12 protein-coding genes are annotated in these 16,770 nt (G+C 62.4%); 6 read left to right on the plus strand and 6 right to left on the minus strand.

The genetic code is table 11. From position 1 onward, the window contains the following. The first annotated feature begins 20 nt into the window (after positions 1-20). A complete protein-coding gene (locus HMPREF1531_RS01050; RefSeq protein ID WP_036897926.1) occupies positions 21-911 on the plus strand; it encodes an exodeoxyribonuclease III in 891 nt (296 codons plus the stop codon). A 28-nt stretch (positions 912-939) separates the two neighbouring features. Here the strand turns inward: HMPREF1531_RS01050 and HMPREF1531_RS01055 are convergent, their stop codons facing one another. Next, a complete protein-coding gene (locus tag HMPREF1531_RS01055) occupies positions 940-1,878 on the minus strand; it encodes an enoyl-CoA hydratase/isomerase family protein (RefSeq protein WP_016668034.1) in 939 nt (312 codons plus the stop codon). Beyond that, entirely contained in the window at positions 1,875-3,464 is a 1,590-nt protein-coding gene (gene mptB / locus HMPREF1531_RS01060; RefSeq protein WP_016668035.1) for a polyprenol phosphomannose-dependent alpha 1,6 mannosyltransferase MptB, read from the minus strand. The genes HMPREF1531_RS01055 and mptB overlap by 4 nt, the downstream gene beginning before the upstream one ends. Positions 3,465-3,713: 249 nt before the next feature. Between mptB and HMPREF1531_RS01065 the strand changes: the two genes are divergently transcribed. The 5 genes from HMPREF1531_RS01065 (at position 3,714) to HMPREF1531_RS01085 (ending at position 10,596) form a co-directional block, all read left to right on the plus strand. Next, positions 3,714-5,498 (plus strand): 2-oxoacid:acceptor oxidoreductase subunit alpha, encoded by a 1,785-nt coding sequence (locus tag HMPREF1531_RS01065; RefSeq protein ID WP_156860270.1) that lies wholly within the window; start codon positions 3,714-3,716, stop codon positions 5,496-5,498. Next, positions 5,495-6,535 (plus strand): 2-oxoacid:ferredoxin oxidoreductase subunit beta, encoded by a 1,041-nt coding sequence (locus HMPREF1531_RS01070; protein WP_016668037.1) that lies wholly within the window; start codon positions 5,495-5,497, stop codon positions 6,533-6,535. Before HMPREF1531_RS01065 ends, HMPREF1531_RS01070 begins: the two co-directional genes overlap by 4 nt. A gap of 16 nt (positions 6,536-6,551) precedes the next feature. Beyond that, complete coding sequence (locus HMPREF1531_RS01075) at positions 6,552-8,084, plus strand: hypothetical protein (RefSeq protein ID WP_016668038.1); 1,533 nt, start codon at positions 6,552-6,554, stop codon at positions 8,082-8,084. A 35-nt stretch (positions 8,085-8,119) separates the two neighbouring features. Then, a complete protein-coding gene (locus HMPREF1531_RS01080) occupies positions 8,120-10,072 on the plus strand; it encodes a M13 family metallopeptidase (protein ID WP_036896913.1) in 1,953 nt (650 codons plus the stop codon). A 146-nt stretch (positions 10,073-10,218) separates the two neighbouring features. Continuing rightward, the gene (locus HMPREF1531_RS01085; protein ID WP_016668040.1) at positions 10,219-10,596 is read left to right on the plus strand and encodes a DUF805 domain-containing protein; all 378 of its coding nucleotides are present in this window, start codon (positions 10,219-10,221) and stop codon (positions 10,594-10,596) included. 88 nt (positions 10,597-10,684) lie between these two features. Here the strand turns inward: HMPREF1531_RS01085 and HMPREF1531_RS01090 are convergent, their stop codons facing one another. The 4 genes from HMPREF1531_RS01090 to nuoL all read right to left on the minus strand — a co-directional run bounded on the left by HMPREF1531_RS01090 (position 10,685) and on the right by nuoL (position 16,757). Beyond that, positions 10,685-11,650: a polyprenyl synthetase family protein gene (locus HMPREF1531_RS01090; protein ID WP_016668041.1), complete on the minus strand. Its 966-nt coding sequence runs from the start codon at positions 11,648-11,650 to the stop codon at positions 10,685-10,687. A gap of 113 nt (positions 11,651-11,763) precedes the next feature. Continuing rightward, positions 11,764-13,311, minus strand: a complete 1,548-nt coding sequence (gene nuoN / locus HMPREF1531_RS01095; RefSeq protein WP_016668042.1) for an NADH-quinone oxidoreductase subunit NuoN — start codon at positions 13,309-13,311, stop codon at positions 11,764-11,766. Further along, complete coding sequence (locus tag HMPREF1531_RS01100) at positions 13,311-14,837, minus strand: NADH-quinone oxidoreductase subunit M (RefSeq protein WP_016668043.1); 1,527 nt, start codon at positions 14,835-14,837, stop codon at positions 13,311-13,313. The genes nuoN and HMPREF1531_RS01100 overlap by 1 nt, the downstream gene beginning before the upstream one ends. A 15-nt stretch (positions 14,838-14,852) precedes the next feature. Beyond that, positions 14,853-16,757 (minus strand): NADH-quinone oxidoreductase subunit L, encoded by a 1,905-nt coding sequence (gene nuoL, locus HMPREF1531_RS01105; protein WP_084669234.1) that lies wholly within the window; start codon positions 16,755-16,757, stop codon positions 14,853-14,855. Positions 16,758-16,770: the final 13 nt, after the last annotated feature.

Raw genomic sequence — 16,770 nt, forward strand, 5'->3', positions numbered from 1 at the left:
TGCCGGGCTATCGTCGGAGCATGCACATCGCATCACACAATGTCAACGGCATCCGAGCCGCCCATCGGCGTGGTTTCGCAACGTGGCTGTCCGAACGCAATTACGACGTCGTAGGTCTCCAGGAGGTGCGCTGCCGGATCGCTGACCTGCCCGAGGGAGTCTGGTGCGACCGATATGCCACCTATGATCCCGGGGAGTTGGCCGGGCGCAACGGTGTGGCCCTGCTCACCCGCACCCCACCTGTCGAGGTACGTTCCTGGAGCGGGGCGGCCGTCACTTTCGCCCCCAGCGGATCGGCCACCGTCCAGACCCTGGTGCCTGCACTCGCCCGGGAGCTGACCGTGTTTCGTACCCACGGACGCTACATAGAGGTGGATCTGGCCGAGGCTCCACTCACCATTGCCTGCGTGTATGTGCCAAAAGGTGATTCCCCGCTACTCGCCCCCGGTGACGAGAAGGTGCAGGGTCGTTATGACGCGAAGATGGCCTTCCTGAACGGTTTCGCTAAACAACTAGACCGGGCACGACGGGATGCGAACCGGAAAGGGCGCGAATTCTTGGTCGTGGGCGACTTCAATATCGCCCACACCAATCTTGACCTGAAGAACTGGCGCTCCAACCAGAAGACCTCCGGCTTCCTTCCCGAAGAACGTGAATGGTTGTCGACGGTGATCAACCCACGCACCCTAGTCGACGTCACCAGATCGCTGCACCCACAAAGCGACGGCCCCTATTCGTGGTGGAGTTGGCGGGGCCAGGCCTTCGCTAATGACACCGGTTGGCGCATCGACTATCACCTGGCTTCCCCCGCCCTGGCGAAGTCGGCGGTTTCTGCCCACGTGGACCGGGAGGACAGCTACGACGACCGCATCTCCGACCACGCTGCGGTGGTCGTCAACTACGCGATCTGAGCGCCCCAGACCACGCCGGTCAGGCGATTCACCCAACCCAGGCGATGACCTCCGCAGGGTCCACCTCGGCCAGCGATGCATGACGCCAGCGGGGCGATTCGTCCTTGTCGACCATCTTCGCCCGCACGCCCTCAATGAAATCCGCGGGATTGGCGGTGATTGCCTCGGCCAGGCGCAGGTCCTGGGCGAGCACCGTCGCCACGTCGGGGGCGTGGCGGGCATTGCGCACCGCGCGCAACGCCACAGCCACCGACATCGGACAGCGTTGGGAGATGGTCTGCGCGGCCGCCCGGGCCTGCGGATCCGGATGCTGGGTCAGGGATTCGATGATTGTCGTCGGTTCCTCGAGCCCGAAGCATTCGTCGATCCACCATGCGGCCTTGGCCAGAGCACTGGTCCCGGGATCGGCGCCGCGGCATTCGTCGAGTAATCCGGCCCAAAGCGCCGAGGCGCCATCGATACTTTCGCCGCTCATCGCCAGGTATTCGCCGACACGCCCCGGAGTACGGGACAGTTCCCAGCACATCCCGACATCGGGCCACAAGCCGATAGCCGTCTCCGGCATCGCCATCCGGGTGCCCACTTCGCCGATCCTGCGGGTGTTATGCATGCCGATACCCAGCCCCCCACCCATCGAGATTCCGGTCAGGTAGGAGGTGATCGCTTTGTCGTAGTTGGCAATCAAGGCGTCGACTGCGTATTCGGCGGCCAGGAATCCGAAACACTCTTCGGGGCGGCCAGCAATGATCAGGTCGCGCAGCACCTTGATGTCGGCTCCGGCGCAAAAACCTCGTTCCCCCGCCCCTGCAATGGTGATCTCCTGCACTCCCGGGTCGTTAGCCCACCGTTCCAGTTGGACGCTCAATGCATCGATCATCGCCCGGTTGAGGGCATTGATCCGCCTGGGTCGATTGAGGACCACCCGGCCCACGCCATCGCGAACCTCGAAACAGATCTCGTCGTTCATCGCTTACCTTCCATATCGTCAAACAGGGATTCCGGGAGTTCCCGTCCTACGCGGCGCCGACGGGAGGAGCGCAGGTGCACGCTGGTCAGCCACCACAGTCCGGCAGCCGCGGCGATACCCAAGGCCATCACATTGTTGCGCCAGGCCATGTTGATGCCGTTGTAGCAGAGCAGCACGATGGTCACCCAGGTGGCGATTTGATACATCCGTCTCGACGGATTGGTCAACGGCAGCAGCAGCCCACCCCACAGGATGTACCAGGACCGCACCGCAGGCAGGGACAGGGCTACCACCAGGTAGCCGATGGACAGGAAACGCATCGGGTGGCGACGGGCCACGGTCACCGCCATCAACGCGACGACCACCGCGGCGAAAACAACCCCGAAGGTACGGGCCGCGGTGATGGCCGCCCAGCCGGTCGGATCGGCTCCGAAGTGGTTGAGCACCAACTGTGCCCCCTGTCCAAGCACTGTAAAAGGAGCGATGGTGATCACCTTGCCGGGAACGTTGACCGCATTCAGCCAGCCGAATCCCAACCCGGTGGCCATTGAGACCACCACAAAGGTTCCGATAGACACCGCGATGCTGATCACCGAACGCAAAATGACAACAGCCACCTCCTTGATCCGCCACGACAGCCACGGATGGACGACCAACGGGAGGGCGTAAGCTGCCATGAAGGCGGGCTGTTTGATCGCAGCCCCCAATCCGACAAGCACTGCCCCAGGAATCCACCACAGCGATCCCCAGCGATGCGGGTTGAAGCTGCGTCCGCGCATGGTGATCGGGCGTTTAGGAAGACCGGTCGCCCACAAGCCTGCAATGACGAAGGCCATCATCAGACAGTCGTTGTGGGTCCCACCGATGAAGTCGATAATCAGGATCGGGTTGAGGGTGGCGAACCAAGCAGCCTTGGCGACATCGGCCCCGCGACGTTCTGCGATGCGGGGAACCAGCAAGCCAATGATCCCGACCCCAAACAGGGCCAAAAGACGCATCATGACCGCCGAAGCATAGGGGCGGAAACCTGATAGGTCGACGATCATGTGCTGGAGCTGCAGGGCCAGCGGGCCGTAGGGAGCCGGGGTGTCACGCCACACCCAGGAGACTTGGTCGGCGAAAGCTCCGGGTAGCACAGCCGGACCCACCTCGTAGGGGTTGATGCCGTTGTGCACCATCCAGCCCTGGGCAGCATAGGAGTAGGCGTCGTGGGAGAAGATCGGCGGGGCGAAGAAGAAGGGCAATCCCCAGATCAGCAAAACGGCCCAGTGCCGCACGTGCAGATAAGCATGCACCTCGCCCGCAACCGCTCCGGAACGCGGCCGCAACCTCAGCCAGGCGTCGAGCAGCAGGACCAGCCCGAGCATGGTGACCAGGGTTCCCCCAAGCTGAGAGGGCCACCCACCTACCTTGTCCTGGATATGCCACAGCGCTGAATTGCGTGGTAGATATGCAGGCGAAAGGGCTCCCAGGGTGATGAGTGCGGTGCCGATCAGGCCACGGCGCACAATCCGCACCGACCATGCCTCAACGACGGCATCCCACTGCACACGCCACCAGGGAGGCGGAGAAGGAGCCGAGGTCATGGCACGAGCCTACGCTGGCAGCTGAACCTCGCACGCATTCCGGGGCGTCGTCACGGGTGTTCCCAGTGGTCATCCGCGCTCTCGTAGGCAAACAACCGACAACCACGCTCCGATCCATCTTTGTAGGGCTCCGAGGGCGGGATAGGTTATTTTCGCATCCCATATGTAGTTGAACATTCATAGGAGGTCGCCGTGGCCGAGCATGTCAGCCGGGCGGTTGTACGATTTGCCGGCGACTCCGGGGACGGTATGCAACTGACTGGCGACCGCTTCGGTGCCGACGCTGCTCACCAGGGCAATGACATAGCCACCCTGCCGGATTTCCCGGCCGAGATCCGGGCCCCCCAGGGATCGCTGGGCGGGGTGTCTTCCTTTCAGGTGCACTTCGCCGACCGCGATATCGTCACCCCCGGCGAAGAACTGGATGCCTTGGTCGCGATGAACCCGGCAGCGTTGAAGGTGCATCTGAGTTCCCTCAAGCGAGGGGGCGTGGTGATCATCGACGAATCCCAGTTCACCAAACGCAATCTCACCCGTGCGGGTTACCAGGTTAATCCGCTGGACGATGGCAGCCTGGGCTCCTACCAGGTGGTCAGCCTCGACCTGACCGTGGCCACAAAACTGGCGGTGGCCGATTTCGGACTGGGCCGCAAGGCGGTCTCCCGCACCCGCAACATGTTCGCGCTGGGGCTAGTCTCCTGGCTCTACTCCCGCGAATTGACCCCAACCCTGGAGTGGATTGCGGCGAAATTTGCCGACAAACCGCAGATCCGCGACGCCAACACTGCGGCCTTGCGTGCCGGATGGAACCACGGCGACACCACCGAGATATTCGCCGTGCGCTACGAGGTGGATCCGGCCGAGGTACCAGCCGGATGTTATCGGCAGATCGCGGGTTCCCATGCTCTATCCTTGGGGCTGGTGACGGCAGCCCACCTGGCGAAGGTGCCGTTGTTCCTGGGCTCCTACCCGATCACTCCGGCCTCCGATCTGCTGCACCAATTGTCACGGATGAAATCCCATGGTGTGCAGACCTTCCAGGCCGAAGACGAGATCGCGGCCATCGGCGCAGCTTTGGGAGCCTCCTTCGGCGGTGCCTTGGGAGTCACTACGACGTCTGGACCAGGTTTCGCCCTGAAACAAGAGATGCTCAATCTGGCAGTGATGACCGAGCTGCCGCTGGTCGTTGTCGATGTGCAGCGCGCCGGGCCGTCGACCGGGATGCCGACCAAGACCGAGCAGACCGATCTGCTACAGGCTCTGTTCGGCCGCAACGGCGAATCGCCGCTGCCGGTGCTGGCCCCCCGCTCCCCCGCCGATTGCTTTGATGTGGCCATTGAGGCCGCCCGGATCGCACTGACCCACCGCACTCCGGTGGTGGTGCTCTCCGACGGCTATCTATCCAATGGCGCCGAACCCTGGGCGATCCCCTCGGTCAAGGAAATGGAACCGATCAACGTCGGTTTTGCCACCACCCCGAATTCCCCCGACGGCACTTTCCTGCCCTATCTGCGTGATCCCGAAACCCTGGACCGACCGTGGGCCGTCCCCGGCACCCCCAGGCTGGAGCACCGCATCGGTGGACTGGAGAAATCCGACCGCAGCGGCAGTGTGTCCTATGACGCCGACAACCACGACACCATGGTGCGCATCAGGGCAGAGCACATCGCCCGCATCCCGGTGGCCGATGCGGTGGTCGACGACCCCTCAGGTTCAGCCCGGGTATTGATTGTTGGCTGGGGCTCCACATGGGGCTCGATTACCGCCGCGGTGCGCCGGGTCCGCGAACAAGGCCATGCCATCGCCAAGGTGCACCTGCGTCATCTCCATCCGATGCCGGCGAATCTGGGGGAAATCTTGCACGGCTACCAGAAGGTGATCGTTCCGGAAATGAACCTCGGTCAGCTGACCATGCTGCTGCGTTCCGTCTATCTAGTCGATGCACGGTGCTGGTCACGGGTGCGAGGGATGCCCTTGCCGGTCGGGGAACTCACCGATCACCTGGTTCACGAGATCAAGGAGACAACACGATGAACGGCCTGTCCTTGGTACCCGCACCCAGCACCGAACTGGCCCGCAAGGATTTCATATCGAGTCAAGAGGTGAAGTGGTGCCCGGGCTGCGGCGACTACACAATTCTCGCTGCGGTCCAGGGGCTGCTGCCGCAACTCGGCATTGCCCGGGAGAACACGGTGGTGCTGTCCGGTATCGGCTGCTCGGGGCGGTTCCCCTACTACGTCGGCACCTACGGGATGCATTCCATCCACGGCCGGGCGCTGACCATCGCCACCGGGTTGACGATCACCAGACCCGATCTAGCGGTGATGGTGGTCACCGGCGACGGTGATGCGTTGTCGATCGGTGGAAATCATTTCATCCACACCATGCGGCGCAACCCCAACATCACGGTACTGATGTTCAACAACCGCATCTACGGGCTTACCAAGGGCCAATACTCCCCCACTTCGGAACTTGGCAAGATCACCAAGTCCTCACCCACAGGCACCGTTGACACTCCGCTGAACCCGTTGTCGCTGGCCCTGGGCGCGGAGGCCAGTTTCGTGGCCCGCACCACCGACTCCGACAAAACCCATCTCACCGAGACGATCCGGGCAGCCTTCGCGCACAGAGGTGCGTCGTTCGTGGAGATCTACCAGAACTGCTCGATATTCAACGATGGCGCCTACGATTCCCTGCACGCCGAGGATGCAGAGGGTTTCCTGTTGCTGGAGCACAACCGCCCGATTCTCTCGGCTTCAAGCAGGCTCGGGGTAGTGCGCGCCAGCGATGGCGAGTTGGTTGTGGCACCGGTCGATGAAGTCGGCATGGAGTCGGTGCTGGTGCACGACGCCCACCGCCTCGATCCGACCCTGGCCTTTGGTTTGTCCCGGCTGACCGACACCGGAATCATCCGTCGGGCTCCCATCGGGGTGCTACGTCAGGTAGATCGGCCTAGTTTTGATGACATGGCGCGAGCCCAAGTGGACACCGCCATGAGCAACAATGGAGCATCGACCGATGAATCGATCCAGCGCCTGCTAGCCGGGGAGGACACGTGGCAGGTGCACTGAGACCGGAGGAGTTGCCGTGGGTGAGCCGCCAGAAGATCCCGACGCAACGGTGCTGCGCCCGCCCCGGAGCATCCCATCCCGGCGATGGAATCCTGATGACGAAGAATCCACGGTCATCCGGGACACCCCAACCTCAATGCCTCATCCGGGCCAGTCACAGCCGGTGATCCCGGCCCAGCAGACAAGCCCAGATCAACGCATCACCCCACCCCAAAAGCCGGTTCCCGCCCAGCATCAGAACCCAGCCCAGCCGCAGCAGTCCTTGTCCGCCCACGTCCAGCCCTTCTCGATCCAGCAGGAACTCAACGACGACGCAACAGTGCTGCGCGAAACTCCCACCACCCCCACCAGCGTCACATCCCCGTCCAGTATCACGGTCCCGTCCGGCGATCCCGGCTCCATTTCCACGCCCGCCAGCCGCAACACCGACACCGGCACCACCACACCCAGTTGGATCTCTGGGGTGCCCCGAGTTGGTGGCTATGCCCGCCCGGTCAACCGCTACGTGGCCCCCGTCGAGGTCGTGGAGCAAGAGACCCCACCAATCAACTGGAAACGGATGGCCACCTTGGTAGTCGCCACTGTCCTGGTGGCGGTGCTTGCTGGATGGGCCTACGTCACCTATCTGCACCATCCGGCCCCGCCCCCCGAGACCCAGATCTCCCAATCCGGAAGCACCGGTCCACGATTCGCACGAGCCGACCAGTTGGTGCGTGAATACCTGCAGGCCCTGTCCGAGGGCAATACCCAGCTCGCCATGTCGCTGGGAGCGACAGGAACCAGCAATACCTCGATCATCACTCAGGAGGCCTATGCTCGTTCCCTGCAGACCCACCCGATCACCGACATCAGGGTGCCCAATGCCCCGGACAACGCCACCTCGATTGAAGCCCACTACCGACTAGGTGACCAGCAGGTGGATACCCAGATCAGGGTGGTGCGCGATAGTACTGGGTCGTGGCAGCTGTCCCATTCCACGGTAGAGATCACCCTGGCCAGTCCCGCCGACGACAGCATGCCGATCGTGTTGAACGGGGTGGTCCTCACCTCTAACACTGTCCAACTGCTCCCCGGCCATTACACCGTGACCAGCGGATTGCCATTCATCGACTATCCAGCCGACAACTCCCTGACCATCACGAACCTGGAATTCGATGCCCAGGTGCAGCGTTCCCTCACCCCGATGATCACCGAGCAGGGCCGCACAGCCCTGATCCAAGCCGCATCGGCCGCACTGAACAGTTGTCTGGCGGCCAAGACCCTCACCCCCACCGGCTGCCCCAACCAGCTGGGCACTAACACCCCATATGACCCATCGTCGGTACGCTGGTCCTTGGCCAATGACCCCTTCTCCAATGCTCCTCCGGCCCTGGACTCCAGGGATCCAAGCAGAGGCCAGATGTCGGTGCTGCTGAAGTTCTCGGTGTCGTTCACCTACACCGATGGATCCACCAACGGCGAGCAGAACCTGAACTCGGTGTCCGCCTCGGTATCCGCGTCCCTGGTGGTGCAGAGCGCCGACCAGCTGCAGATCGCCTGGGCCACCTGAACAGGCGATTCGGAAGGGCAGGTAACGTGGGCTCGATGAGCCATGAAGCCTTGGACCTGAACTCCTTCGACAATACCGTCAGCCCAGCCACCGATCTATTCACGCATGTGAACGGCGTTTGGGCTGCCACCACCGAGATACCCGACGACAAACCGTCGTGGGGTTCTTTCCATGAACTGCGCGAGGCCTCAGAGAAAGCGGTCAAGCAGATCGTCATGGATTCCGCACAGGTCACAGATGACCCGGACGCCAGACGCATCGCCGACCTCTACGCATCTTTCATGGACACCAAGGCCATCGAGGCAGCCGGGATCACCCCGCTGGCCGCACCGTTCAAGCGCATCGACGCGATCGATTCGATAGGTGACTTGGCTGAGTACTGGGGATGGGCTACTCGTCACGGGGTAGGCGGCATTTTCGACATGGACAATGACGCCGATCCCGGTGACCCGTCCCGCTACCTGGTCTTCGTCGGCCAGTCGGGCATCGGGCTGCCCGATGAGGAGTACTACCGGGCCGAGGAACACGCCGAAATCCGCTCCGCCTACCGCACCCACCTAACGAAAATGCTGGAGCTGGCGGGCGTGCCCGATGCCCCTGCTCAGGCCACAGCAGTTTTCGACCTGGAGACCAGGATCGCCGCCTGTCACTGGGACAAGGTGCGCACCCGCGACATGGTGCAGATGTATCATCCCCAAACCTGGGAGCAATTTGTCGCTGACACCCCCGAGCTATGCTGGGACCGCTTCCTGACCGGGGCACGGTTGCCGGTTTCTACGGTGGCCGAGGTGGTCAATGCCCAGCACACCTACGGCCCACAGGTGGCCGGACTGGTGACCGCCGAACGGCTGGCCGATTGGAAGGCATTGTGCCGTTGGCAACTGGTCGACGCCCTGGCCCCTTACCTCACCGAGGAGATCGTCGAGCAGAACTTCGACTTCAATGGCCGCACGATGCAGGGCATCCCGGTCATTCGGGAGCGCTGGAAGCGAGGCGTCTCGTTGGTGGAGGGGGTGCTCGGTGAGGCCGTCGGGCGGGCCTATGTCGCCAGGCACTTCACCGCACCGACCAAGGCGCGCGTTGACGAGTTGGTGAACAATCTTCTCGAGGCATACCGGATCTCCATCTCCCGCCTGGACTGGATGACTAAACAGACCCGGGACGAGGCCTTGGCAAAACTGGCGAAGTTCACCCCGAAGATCGGCTACCCCGTCAAATGGCGGGATTATTCCGCTCTGGAGATCTCGGAAAATGACCTGATCGGCAACGTGTTGCGCGCTGATTCGTTCGCCTTTGATCACATGATCACCCAGCTGTCCGGCCCCATCGATCCCGACGAGTGGTTGATGTACCCACAGACGGTCAATGCCTACTACCACCCGCTGCGCAACGAGATCGTCTTCCCAGCAGCCATTCTGCAGCCACCGTTCTTCTCCCCCGAGGCCGATGACGCGGTGAATTACGGGGCGATCGGGGCGGTGATCGGCCATGAGATCGGGCATGGCTTCGATGATCAAGGCTCCACCTGTGACGGCGATGGTCGGCTGCGAAACTGGTGGACCGACGAGGACCGCGACGCTTTCGAGGCTCGTACCGGGGCCTTAGTCGACCAGTACTCGCAGCTATCCCCCACCGCAGCCCCCGAGGTGAAGGTGAACGGGGAACTGACCCTCGGGGAGAACATCGGCGACCTAGGTGGGCTGTCGATAGCCTACGATGCCTGGCGACTGGCCGTCGGCGACCAGGAACCAGAACCGATCAACCAGATGACCGGTGCCCAGCGCTTCTTCTTCGGCTGGGCGCAGACCTGGCGATCCATCACCCGACCCGAAGCTGCCCGGGAGCGGGTCGCTACCGATCCGCATTCTCCCGATGAAGTCCGCTGCAACCAAACCCCGCGTAACTTGGACGCCTTTCACGAGGCTTTCGGTACCACCCCCGGTGACGCCATGTGGTTGGACCCGCAACAGCGGGTGCGTATCTGGTGATACCCCCACCCTCGGGCCAGATCACGCCCGGGTGTTGGCGGTTTTTCCCGGACCGATCCCTCAACAAGATTGCCAACAACTCGAAGGTGGCCTCCCCCAGTCACTAAGGTTCATTTCACAAGATCAATCACAAGGAGTACAAACACATGAGCGTGACCGATTCTCTCAAGAGCACCCTGTCGCAGTACGCGACCTTCACTGGCCGCGCATCCCAACGTGAGTGGGCCGTCTGGTTTGTGGCAAACTTTGCCATCGGTATTGTTCTTGGCGCACTGACCAGCCTCACCATGTCCGAAACCGGTTCCTCGCCCGTCAGCATCCTGTCCGGCATCTACGGCTTGGCCATCTTTATCCCGAACCTGGCCGTTATGGTCCGTCGTTTCCACGATCAGGATCGCTCCGGTTGGTTCGTCCTGTTGGGTCTGATCCCCTTTGTTGGCTCCCTCATCGTCCTGGTGATGCTGTTCATGTCCGGAAGCCCGGGCCCGAACAAGTACGGTTTGGCCCCAGCCGATCAGGCCTGACCAGTCCGGTACCAAATCACGCCGAGGGTCGACCCGCCACGGGTCGGCCCTCGTGGCATTTTCCGTTGGCCCATCCGCGAGAAACCGCTCAGGCCGAGCGACGCACCACCTCGTCGCACAGCTGTGCCAGGGCATCCTTGGCGGGGCCATCCGGTAGCGGGGCTAGGTGGGTGCGAGCAGCATCAGCCCGCTCCGCAATCTGAGCCCGCACCTGATCAATCACCTTATTCGACCGAAGCTCGGCAAGCACCGATGCGAGCACCGCATCGTCGCTCAAACCGTCGTCAATCTGAGCAACCAGTGCGCGGTCGGCAGGATCGTTCGAGGCTCTCAGCAACAGGGTGGGTAGGGTGGGGATTCCCTCACGCAGATCTGTTCCCGGGGTCTTCCCGGCGGTGTCGGAGATCACATCGATGAGGTCGTCGGAGAGCTGGAAGACCATGCCGATCTCCCACCCGTAGGCGGCTAGCGCATCCAGTTGGGTCGGATCAGCACCAGCGACCATTCCCCCGAACAGTGCCGAAGTGCGGATTAGCGAAGCTGTTTTGCCGCCGATCACCGCCAGATGGTGCTCAATGGCATCGACACCATCGGCGGGGCCGACCGTCTCGGCGATCTGTCCAGTGACCAGCTCGGCGAAGGTGCGGGCTTGCAGGTCGACGTAGACCGGGCCCAGAGCCGCCACCTCGGAGGAGGCCCGAGCGAACAGGAAGTCACCCACCAAGATGGCCACGGAGTTCCCGTAGGCATTGTTGGCGCTGGACACACCACGACGTAACTCCGCCTCGTCCATCACGTCGTCGTGATACAACGATGCGGCATGAGTGAGCTCCACAACCAATCCAGCCCGCAGCACCTGTTCCGGGTCGCCCCCGCCGAACAGCTGGGCAGCGGTGATCACCAGTCCGGGGCGAAATCTCTTTCCTCCGGCTGACGTGGTGTGCCGGGCTACAGCGTCGACAAAAGGATTGTCGCTGCGCACCACCGCATCAAGACGTTTCTCGAAGGTCTCCAAAGCGTCAGAGACCAACGTCTCGAATTGCTGGTCGGTCATGTCGCTCCGTTCATCGCTCACGTGCAGAAAGCCGCACACAGCACAGTACCCGTGCGCTGGTCCCCTGCCGAATGACGAGGCCGCACACGGGTACGCGAACTGTTCTCCTGCGCTTAGCGCAGGAACACCGCAGCGTTGTTGAGTACTTCGAGCAGCGGTCCCGGGCAGACACCCAGCACAAAGGTGCCGATGATCCCGGTCCAGATGACTGTCCACGTGCCCGCACCGGGCTGAACGACCGCGGTCTGCTCGCTGGGGGCTTCGCCGAACAGCACCCAGATGACCCGGAAGTAGAAACCCGCGGTGACCAGCGAAGCGACGACCGCCACAACAACAAGCCACTGGTAATGGCCCTGCCAGGCGGCAGCAAAGACCATGATCTTGGCGATCAGCCCGCCGGTTAGCGGCATGCCTGCCATGGACAGTAGGAAGATCGTCATCGCTACGCCCAGCACCGGTCGACGGCGCCCCAACCCTGCCCAAGCATCGAAGCCGGAGGATTCGGCACCGGAGCGGCGTACCAGGGCGATGATGGCAAAGGTACCCAGGGTGGGCAGGCCGTAAGCGGCCAAGTAGAACAGCACCGAGGCAACCGATCCGATGCGTCCCTCAGCCAGTCCGGAGATAACAGTGGTGGCTCCCACGACGCCGGTCAGGATGAAACCTGCATGGGCGATTGAGGAGTAGGCCATCAGCCGCTTCACATCGGTCTGCATCAGACCGATCAGACCACCAGCCAGCATGGTGAGTACCGCGATCACCGCGACGTACAACTGCCAGTCCCAGCGCATCGCGCCGAGGGCGACGTAGAGGATACGCAGTAGACCCACAGCGGCCGCTAGCTTGGTGCAGATCGCCATGAACCCGGTGACTGGGGTCGGCGAACCGGTGTACACATCAGGTACCCAGTTGTGGAACGGCACCGCACCCAGCTTGAACAAGATGCCCACCGACACCAGCCCCATGCCCGCCAGCAACAGCGGCTCGGAGCCGGCACCAGAGGTAATGGATGAGTCGATGTCACGCAGGAAGAAGGAACCAGAAAAGCCGTAGAGCAGGGCCAGACCATAGAGGAACAAGGCCGAGGACAAAGCACCCAGCAGGAAATACTTGAGCGCTGCCTCTTGGGACAGCAGGCGACGACGCCTGGCCAATGAGGCAAGGATATACAGCGGGAAGGAGAAGATCTCCAGCGAGACGAACATCGTGATCATGTCGTTCGCCGCGATGAAGGACATCATGCCCGTCAAGGAGAACAGCAGCAGCGGATAAACTTCGGTCTGCTCCTGCCGAGCCGCGATGGCATCGCGCTCGGCCTGGGAGGCTGGCACCGCCGATGCGGATGCGACGAACGGGGACTCCCCGCCACCGACCCGGTGATCAGCGAACAGCAGCAGGGACAGCAACCCAAAAAACAGCAGCAGGACCCAAGCGGCCCACGTCGGGCCGTCGATCGCCAAGGAAGCCTTGGCACTCAATGTTCCCTGCCCGCGATTCCAATCCACGGCGGTCCAGCCGAGAGCGGCGACAATCACCAGGGCGGTCCACCAGGACTGGATCGTCGGACGGTGCAACCTGGGAACCGCGCCTTCCATAGCGACGCCGATGATGGCGCCGATGAACACCACGAACAGCGGTGCGGCGGGAATAAAGGCTTCCATCACTTGCCTCCGATCGACCCGTTGACGGGATCATCGATACCGAGCTGCGACATGGTGGCGGTCGCCGTCTTCTCCGACACACTCGCCCCGAATCTGGGAATGAAGCCGAAGAACAGCAACAGGAAGATCAGCACGCCGATGATGGCACGTTCCCTTCCGCCCAGATCATCGGTGATCTTCTCCCGGACCTCCTCGGTGGGCTCCCCGGTGAACACCCGCTGATAGGCCCACAACACGTAGAGACCAGCCAGCACCGTGGCGATCACTGAGACGAAGACCATCACTGGAATTACCCGGAAAGCACCCACCATGATCGAAAACTCACCGGCGAAGTTCGCGGTGCCCGGCAGGCCCAGGGTTGCCAGTCCGGAGACTAAGAAGGTTCCGGCCAGCACCGGGGCGAGCCGCTGAACCCCGCCGAAATCGCTGATCTCGGCGGAGCCGCGACGGTTCACCAAGAATCCAACGACGAAGAACATGGCCGCCGAGGAGAACCCGTGGGCGAGCATGTAGAAGATCGAACCTGCGATCGAGGTGATGGTGAAGGCAAAAATGCCCAACACCATGAAACCGAAATGGGACACTGAGGTGTAGGCGACTAGGCGTAGCAGGTTCTTCGAGGTGATCGCCATGAAGGCGCCGTAGAAGATCGAGACCACCGCCACGATGATGACCAACTGGGAGGCCCATTGGGATGCCTCGCCGAACAGTCCCAGACAGAACTTGATCATTCCAAAGGTGCCGATCTTGTCGAGCACACCGACCAGCATCGTCGAGGTTCCGGGAGTGGCCTGTTCGGCGGTGTCGGGCAGCCAAGTGTGCACTGGCACCATCGGGGCCTTCACCGCGAAGGCGAAGAAGAAACCGGCGAACAGCCACCGGGCCAAGCGGGGATCGATCTCGATCGCGGCGATCTCGGAGACTAGGAAGGTCGGATTGCCCGCCGCGGAGGTGGCGGCATAGACCCCGATCAGGGCCACCAGCATCACCAGGCCACCGGCCAAGGAGAACAGCAAGAATTTCAGCGCCGCGCCCCGGCGTTTCTCCCCACCCCATCCGACAATCATCAGGAACAGCGGGATCAGTGAACCTTCGAAGAATAGGTAAAACAGCAGCACGTCGGCGGACATGAACACGAACAGGGCGAAACCCTCGACAAGTAGCGCCAGGGCCCCGAAAACGTTCACATCCCACCGTGGGGTCTTGTGGGCCGCCAGGTGTGGGGTGTCGTTGTTCCACTCGAAGGCGAGTACCAGCGGGGTCAGGATGACGGTGAGCAAGACCATCGCCCGGGCCATCCCGTCGACCGACAGCGCGTAGTGTGCGCCGATCTGTGGAATCCAGTCCACGGTCTGGGCTAAGTCGCTATGAAGCGACATATGGAAGACCGCGAACCCGACCGCGAAGGTAAGCAACGAGAACCCGAAGGCTACGTTGCGTCCGGCGCGACCCTTGACCCCGAAGGCAACCAGGGCTCCCACCAGCGGCAACAGGCCGAGGATCGTGAGCATCGGAATGTTCTCCATCGGTGTGCTCCCCTCTCAGCCCAACCGGCCGAGGATCAACACGGCTGCGATGATGACCGCACCCAGCACCATCGTCAGGCCGTAACTGCGCGAATAACCGGTCTGGGTGCGGCGCAATACCCCGCCCAAGCCCTTGGTGCCGCCTGCGAGCGATCGGACCGCACCGTCGACGATGACGTCGTCCACCAAAGCGATGCCCGAGGCAAGCGCCCCACCACCGCGGACGAAGACCAAGTGGTTGAATTTGTCGGCCAGCAGGTCGTTGCGCCCGATGTAGACCAGCGGATTGACCTTCCCGGGTGCATCGAAGGCAATCGGACGGCGGTATACCAAGTAACCAACGGCCACACCCAGGATGACCAGCAGGAGAGTTGCCCATCCCTGCCATGGCACGTGGTACCAGGCGAGTTCGTGCGGATGGTGACCTGTCGGCGGGGCCAGCCACACCTGGATGGCGTTGTTCAGCACCACACCCAGCACCGCCGAGCCGATAGCCAGCACGACGAGCGGACCGACCATGATCGCCGGCGATTCGTGGGGATGAATCCCCTCGGCCCACCTCTTGTCTCCAAGGAAGGTCATCATCATCAGCCGGGTCATGTAGAAGGCAGTGATCGCGGCACCGATCATGGCCAGTACCCCGAATACCGGGCCACGTTCCCAGGCCGCGACGACGATGTGATCCTTGGAGTAGAAACCGGCCAGCGGCGGGATGCCGATGATGGCCAGATAACCCATGGCGAAGGTGCCGAAGGTCCACGGCATCACCTTGCGCAAGGCACCGAAATGACGCATGTCGGTGTCATCATCCATGGCGTGCATCACCGAACCTGCGCCCAAGAACATGTTGGCCTTGAAGAAACCATGGGTGAACAGGTGGAAGATCGCGAAGGCCCCACCGGCTGGGCCGATGCCCGCGGCCAGCATCATGTAGCCGATCTGCGACATCGTGGAACCGGCCAGCACCTTCTTGATGTCATCCTTGGTGGAACCAACCCAGGCCCCGGCCAGCAGGGTAACGACGCCGACGACCATCACGGCAAGCGATGCGGCATTGGTCAGCTCATAGATGGCGTGGGACCGAACCACCAGGTACACACCTGCGGTGACCATCGTCGCTGCGTGGATAAGGGCCGACACCGGGGTCGGGCCCTCCATAGCGTCAAGCAGCCAGGATTGCAGCGGCACCTGGGCAGACTTGCCGCAGGCCGCCACCAGCAGAAAGATCCCGATAGCGGTGATCCACGTTGCCGGAGCCCCGGAAATGGCGTGGTTCACCTGGTTGAAGTTCACCGAACCGAATAGAGCGAACATGGTGAACATTGCACACAGCAGCCCGAGATCACCGACGCGGTTGACCAAGAAGGCCTTCTTGCCTGCCAGCGCAGCGGAGTTGCGGTGCTGCCAGAAGGAGATGAGCAGATAGGAGGCCAGACCCACACCTTCCCAGCCGATGAACAGCAGGGCGTAGTTGTCGGCTAGGACCAAGGTAAGCATCGCCGCGATGAACAGGTTCAGGTAGGCGAAGAAGCGACGCCGGTTCGGGTCGTGGGCCATGTAGCCGATCGAGTAGCAGAAGATCAGCGAGCCGACGCCAGTCACCAGCAGGGCGAAAAGAATGGACAACTGGTCTACCAGCAGATCCGCTCGCACCGACATGGTGCCAATCGTCATCCACTCCGTCACCGGCACCTTGACCGCACGATTGGGAACCTCGGTGCCGATCATCTGGATCCACAGCACCACAGCCAACACGAAGTCGCCAACCGCCCCGGCCACCCCCAGCAAGTGACCCCAAGAGTTGGAGGCCTTTCCTGCGAGCAACAGGATCGCGGTGACCAGCAGTGGCCAGGCGATAAGCGCCCAGGCGAACTGGAAGATACCGGTGGCAGCCACCGGATCCACGATTTCCATTTCCATTGGGTACACGCTT

The organism is Propionibacterium sp. oral taxon 192 str. F0372 (assembly GCF_000413315.1).
Classification (GTDB): domain Bacteria; phylum Actinomycetota; class Actinomycetes; order Propionibacteriales; family Propionibacteriaceae; genus Brooklawnia.

Coding starts and splice junctions, on each gene's coding strand:
- HMPREF1531_RS01050 (WP_036897926.1), top strand. CDS start 21: ATGCACATCGCATCACACAATGTCAACGGCATCCGAGCCGCCCATCGG.
- HMPREF1531_RS01055 (WP_016668034.1), bottom strand. CDS start 1,878: ATGAACGACGAGATCTGTTTCGAGGTTCGCGATGGCGTGGGCCGGGTG.
- mptB (WP_016668035.1), bottom strand. CDS start 3,464: ATGACCTCGGCTCCTTCTCCGCCTCCCTGGTGGCGTGTGCAGTGGGAT.
- HMPREF1531_RS01065 (WP_156860270.1), top strand. CDS start 3,714: ATGCAACTGACTGGCGACCGCTTCGGTGCCGACGCTGCTCACCAGGGC.
- HMPREF1531_RS01070 (WP_016668037.1), top strand. CDS start 5,495: ATGAACGGCCTGTCCTTGGTACCCGCACCCAGCACCGAACTGGCCCGC.
- HMPREF1531_RS01080 (WP_036896913.1), top strand. CDS start 8,120: ATGAGCCATGAAGCCTTGGACCTGAACTCCTTCGACAATACCGTCAGC.
- HMPREF1531_RS01085 (WP_016668040.1), top strand. CDS start 10,219: ATGAGCGTGACCGATTCTCTCAAGAGCACCCTGTCGCAGTACGCGACC.
- HMPREF1531_RS01090 (WP_016668041.1), bottom strand. CDS start 11,650: ATGACCGACCAGCAATTCGAGACGTTGGTCTCTGACGCTTTGGAGACC.
- nuoN (WP_016668042.1), bottom strand. CDS start 13,311: ATGGAAGCCTTTATTCCCGCCGCACCGCTGTTCGTGGTGTTCATCGGC.
- HMPREF1531_RS01100 (WP_016668043.1), bottom strand. CDS start 14,837: ATGGAGAACATTCCGATGCTCACGATCCTCGGCCTGTTGCCGCTGGTG.
- nuoL (WP_084669234.1), bottom strand. CDS start 16,757: ATGGAAATGGAAATCGTGGATCCGGTGGCTGCCACCGGTATCTTCCAG.